We start from the raw sequence: 5743 nt of genomic DNA, 5'->3' as shown, positions 1-5743 counted from the left end.
ACCTCCTGATGTGGGATTTTAAGGGCTGTAGACCCGTTACGTACTCCCATCGTACAGAGGCGCTCTTTTTTATTCAAATTCCAAATTATTCGTTCCACAGGAATTCTAACGCGAAACGATAGTTCAATCACGACAACAATAACAATGGAGTGGTTTCTTTGGATAGAACTTCCCTTTTAATGAAATTTTTCCTCTTTTTTCTACAAATTTCGACAATTTTCTATGGTTAAACTTATCTGATTGATGTATTATTAGTCTCGATCTATCATAATTTCACTTCAAACACTGCTCATATTGATTGAGATTCTTTCAAAAATTTCAGAATTTATATAATTCTTATTAGGAGATGCATAAAATGAGACTCACATTACGTAAGAAGCTAATTCTAGGGTTTTTGGCCGTATCACTGTTGTTTTTAACTGCTATCGTAAGTAGTATGGTTATTCAATCGAAAATAAGTGCATTAACGAAGGAAATGGATAGTCAACAAAACGAAAAGCTCATTCTCCAAAAACTCAGTTACTTAGTACGCGGGACGGATGATGACGGGGCTTGGTATCTCTTGAGTTCAACGGATGAAGGAAAGAAAAAATATTTTACTGCCTATGAAAAAGACGTCAAAGCTGTAGCTGAGCAATTACAGGTTGTGAAGAGTCAAAATTATGATCATGAAACTATAGCCACCTTTGAAAGCGAGTGGAATACCTACTTAAAAGGTAATGATGAGGCCTTTAAGATATTTCAAACTAAAGCTATACAAAAAGCTCAGGCGATGTATACAGAAGTTCCTTTTGATCCCGTAATCAATTCGTTAATATCCTACAATGATTCGTTAACAGCAGCAATTTCGGAACAAGAAAAAACGGTGGAATCTTTTAAATCTTCCGCTGCAAAAGTTAATATTATCGTTACCTTCATTGCCGTTATCATTGGCATTATGATTGCTATCTTCATCTCTAGAAGCATCGTCAAGCCTGTTCTTCAGGTAAATAACCAGTTGAAGGAGATCGCTGAAGGCGAGGCTGACCTTACTAGGCAAATATTGGTCCGCTCCAAAGATGAGATTGGTGATTTAGCCCACTATTTTAATCAGATGCTAAACAATCTTCGGATCATGATCCAACAGATTGGCTCTACGGCCGATCAGGTTGCTGCGTCTTCTGGACAGTTGCATGCTAGTGCTGAACAAACTGGTCAAGCGACTGAGCATATTGCTGAAAGCATGCAGTTGATAGCCTCTGGATCTGAAAGTCAAGTAAGCAGTTTGCAAGGTAGCGCTACAACGATTAGCGAAATGTCTCTAGGGATTCAGCAAATTGCTGTAAACATTCAGGAAGTTTCCCATGCTTCTAACGACTCTTCCGAAGTCGCTTTTGCTGGCAACCGAGCTATACAAACAGCCGTAGAACAAATGAATTCCATTAATGGCTCCATTTTTAAGTTGTCACAAGTAATAAAATCACTTGGTGAACGCTCGCAAGAAATTAACCAAATCGCTACGGTAATTACCGACATAGCTTCACAAACAAACTTGTTAGCGCTTAATGCCTCAATCGAAGCTGCCCGTGCCGGTGAACAAGGAAAAGGATTTGCAGTGGTCGCAAACGAGGTGAAAAAACTCGCAGAGCAATCTGACCTTTCGGCCAAACAAATTACTCTGCTTATTGCTTTGATCCAAAATGATACGAATAATGCCATTAACTCGATGGAAACGAGTTTACATGAGGTTATGGAGGGAACTGCTGTTATTGACAAAGCAGGTCAAGCTTTTGAACAGATTCAATTATCCGTAAATGGAGTAACGGGACAAGTTCAGGAAGTTTCAGCTGCGGTCGAACAAATGGCGGCTAGCACAGAAGAGGTGGTCAATTCGATAAAACTCGTCACCCAATTATCAGAACAAGCTGCTTCTGGTACACAAACCATTTCTGCAGCATCTGAAGAGCAGTTGGCTTCCATGGAAGAAATCTCGGCTTCTTCAACATATCTTGCCAATATGGCAGAAGAGCTGCAGAAGTTAGTAAATAAATTCAAAGTGTAAACAGTCCACCCTTTGTTGTGATATAGAAATCAGGAGAGCACCCCTAAAAGGATTCAGTCCGCGCGGAGCGCAGCGTTAAGCGGAAGCGTTGACATTTATTGATTTTGATGTAAAAATGAATTAACTGAATGTTCGAATAAAATTCATTGACGAGAAAGAGTAAGCTAATCCCCTTGATCCACAGAGAGTTGGCGCATGCTGAAAGCCAACGTTCAAGACTTAGCAGAAAATCCTCTCCGAGAAGGAAAGCTGAAGCAATTAAGTAAGCTGACCCGGGATCCAGCCGTTACAATGGACGCGTATGATGGTACGTAGTGAGAGGTGTCGTAAGATCATGTTTTCATGATCATTACGGAACTAGGGTGGTATCGCGAGATGAATCTCGTCCCTTATGGGGCGGGATTTTTTTGCGTTTTTCAACGGTTCCGTCAATGAATGAACTTCAAGTTGTATCCAGAGAGAGGATGAGAAATATGAGAAAAGTTGATGTGAAAGAGATGGCAAGGACCCGAGAGCTTCGTGTTCTTGAACAGTGGAAACAAAATAATACTTTTCGCAAATCGATTGAAAACCGGGAGGGGAAACCGAACTTTGTCTTCTACGAAGGACCTCCAACTGCGAATGGGGAGCCTCATATCGGGCATGTACTTGGACGTGTAATCAAGGACTTCATCGGCCGTTACAAAACGATGTCCGGTTACCGGGTCGTCCGTAAAGCGGGTTGGGATACGCATGGTCTTCCTGTCGAGCTAGGTGTGGAGAAAAGGCTAGGCATTTCCGGCAAACAGGAAATCGAGATATACGGAGTCGCCGAATTCGTAGAGAAGTGCAAAAGCAGTGTTTTCGAATATGAGAAGCAGTGGCGTGAAATGACCGAAGCAATCGCCTACTGGACTGACATGGAGAACCCGTATGTTACGCTGACGAACGAGTATATCGAGAGTGTATGGCACATTTTATCCACGATTCACAAAAAAGGGCTGCTGTATAAAGGCCATCGCGTAAGCCCGTATTGCCCTGATTGTCAGACAACGCTTAGCTCTCACGAAGTTGCGCAAGGCTATGAAGATGTCAAAGATTTGAGTGCCACCGTGAAATTCACAAGCAAGAACGGACAGGAACATTTTCTCGCATGGACGACAACGCCGTGGACGCTGCCTGCAAACGTCGCTTTGGCTGTAAATAAAGATTTGAATTATGTCAAAGTAAAGCAGAATGGTGAAGTATATATCATGGCCAGCAATCTAGTTGAAAAGGTCATGAAAGAGAACTATGAGATCCTATCAACGCATAAAGGTTCTGAATTTGTAGGCACTCCCTATGTAGCTCCATTTAGCTATATGCGTGTAAACAAAGGACATATCGTTGTAGACGCGGACTATGTCAGCGACACCAGCGGTACTGGCATCGTCCATATTGCTCCAGCTCACGGAGAAGATGACTATCGCACCGTTCGCCAGCACGAATTGGATTTCGTGAATGTCGTGAACATGGCTGGTCGTTATACCGATCAGATCATAGATTTTGCAGGACGGTTTGTGAAAGATTGCGACATCGATATTGTTAAAAACTTGTCGGAGCGTAATCTATTGTTTTCCAAAGAACGTTATGAGCATAGCTATCCATTCTGCTGGCGCTGTAAATCGCCGCTTCTCTATTACGCGACGGAGAGTTGGTTCATCAAAACGACAGCAATCAAAGATCAGTTGATCGAGAACAATAGTAAGGTCTCCTGGTATCCTTCACATCTTCGTGAAGGTCGATTTGGTAAATTTCTAGAAGAACTCGTCGATTGGAATATCAGTCGAAATCGCTATTGGGGGACTCCCCTAAATGTATGGGTGTGCCAAGATTGTACAGCGGAATATGCACCAGACAGCCATAAAGATCTTCGTGAGAAGTCGATTCTTCCTATCGAAGAAAGCCTTGAGCTGCATAAACCCTACGTGGATAAAGTGAAACTAAGGTGCTCTTGCGGCGGTATCATGGATAGAACTTCAGAAGTGATTGATGTCTGGTTCGATAGCGGCTCCATGCCATTTGCCCAGTACCATCAGCCTTTTGAACACACAGATCAATTCCACGAACAGTATCCTGCTGACATGATCTGCGAGGGGATTGATCAAACGAGAGGTTGGTTTTTCAGCTTACTGGCTGTCTCCACGCTATATAATGGGAAAGCTCCCTATAAGGCTGTCCTTTCAACAGGTCATGTACTGGATGAGAATGGTCAAAAAATGTCCAAGAGCAAGGGCAACGGTATTGATCCTTGGGAAATTATTAACGAATTTGGAGCGGATGCTTTCCGATGGGCCTTGTTATCCGACAGCGCACCTTGGAATAGTAAACGGTTCTCCAAGAAAATCGTAGCCGAAGCGAAATCCAAAGTCATGGATACGATCAATAACACACATGCTTTTTATACGTTGTATGCGATGATAGATCAATATAAGCCCGAAGAACATCCGCGTAAGATCTCTGTGAATGTATTGGATCGATGGATAGTGTCGAGATTAAATAGCACCTTGCAGAACGTTGTAAAAGGGTTGGAGATCTACGATTTCTTGAACCCAGCGAAGCAAATCGAGTCTTTTGTAGATGAACTAAGCAACTGGTATATCCGACGTTCTCGGGATCGTTTTTGGGGGAGCGAATTAACCGCTGATAAAGTATCAGCGTATCAAACATTACGTGACGTTCTACTGACTTTTGCACAAATGATAGCACCGTATGCACCGCTAATCGCAGATGATTTGTACGTTAATTTAGGAGGCATGGAAAGTGTCCATTTAACAGATTATCCAACGATGAACGAGACTGCACGTGATTTGTCACTTGAAAATAATATGGAAGCTGTGAGGCAAATCGTCGAATTGGCTCGCAATATCCGGAATGAAACGGGAATCAAGACCCGGATGCCGTTGTCCGAGTTGCTCATTTCACTTGACCGTGACTGTAACCTTGGACAATTCGAAGACATCATCAAAGATGAGATCAACGTCAAAGAAATTCGAGTCGTACAGAGTGATGTCGGCTTTGTACACTTCAATTTCAAATTAAACTTGAAGACAGCAGGTAAAAAGTATGGCAAGTTCGTAGGACCCGTACAAAATCATTTGAAGCAGCTTTCAGCTGAACAAACGAAAATTGCCTTCGACAACGGCTATCTGGATGTTACAATCGATGGTGAAACATTGCATATCCTTCTCGATGATTTACTTGTGGAAAAACAAGCAAATGAAGGATTCGCATCAGCAACGGGTTACCAAATGACAGTCGCCTTAAATACTACAATTACCGAAGAGTTGGAACAGGAAGGTATTGTTAGGGAGGTCATTCGTACCATTCAGGATTATCGTAAAAAGCTAGGGCTCCCTATCGAAAAACGTGTTAATCTCGTTCTCGATGTGGATGAGAAGTTGAAAACAGCGTTAATACGTTTTGAGCATGTTTTGCAGGAAAACGTGCTACTAACCCGTGTTAGATATGCGAAAGAAACCGACATGGAATCCGTTTCGTTCGGGGAATATAATTTCGGTTTGCTGATTGAGTAATATAAAGCAAAATAATCAAACAGGCTGCCTGCTTATGGAGGCCGCTGAAAAACGTCTGTTTTTAATTTTGTGAAGAGGACCTAAATAGATAAAGGCGAATTTCCATTCAATATCTGAATGAGAATTCGCCTTTATTATGGTTTTCTTC

The 5743-nt window shown here is 42.2% G+C and carries 2 protein-coding genes and 1 other annotated feature; both genes read left to right on the top strand.

The window, feature by feature from the left end:
* The first annotated feature begins 355 nt into the window (after positions 1 to 355).
* Entirely contained in the window at positions 356 to 2041 is a 1686-nt protein-coding gene (locus AC58P7_RS33210) for a methyl-accepting chemotaxis protein (RefSeq protein ID WP_497350335.1), read from the top strand.
* Between the two features lie 137 nt (positions 2042 to 2178).
* Positions 2179 to 2434, top strand: a binding site (T-box leader).
* Positions 2435 to 2514: 80 nt separating this feature from the next.
* A complete protein-coding gene (gene ileS, locus AC58P7_RS33205; RefSeq protein WP_497350334.1) occupies positions 2515 to 5595 on the top strand; it encodes an isoleucine--tRNA ligase in 3081 nt (1026 codons plus the stop codon).
* Positions 5596 to 5743: the final 148 nt, after the last annotated feature.

The sequence above is a fragment of the Paenibacillus sp. J22FR5 genome, assembly GCF_059691975.1.
The sequence above is the reverse complement of the archived record's forward strand: the minus strand, read 5'-3'. Positions and strand labels throughout refer to the sequence as shown.

What these genes read in the sequence shown, in the direction of transcription:
- AC58P7_RS33210 (WP_497350335.1), top strand. Translation starts at nt 356, where the DNA reads ATGAGACTCACATTACGTAAGAAGCTAATTCTAGGGTTTTTGGCCGTA.
- ileS (WP_497350334.1), top strand. Translation starts at nt 2,515, where the DNA reads ATGAGAAAAGTTGATGTGAAAGAGATGGCAAGGACCCGAGAGCTTCGT.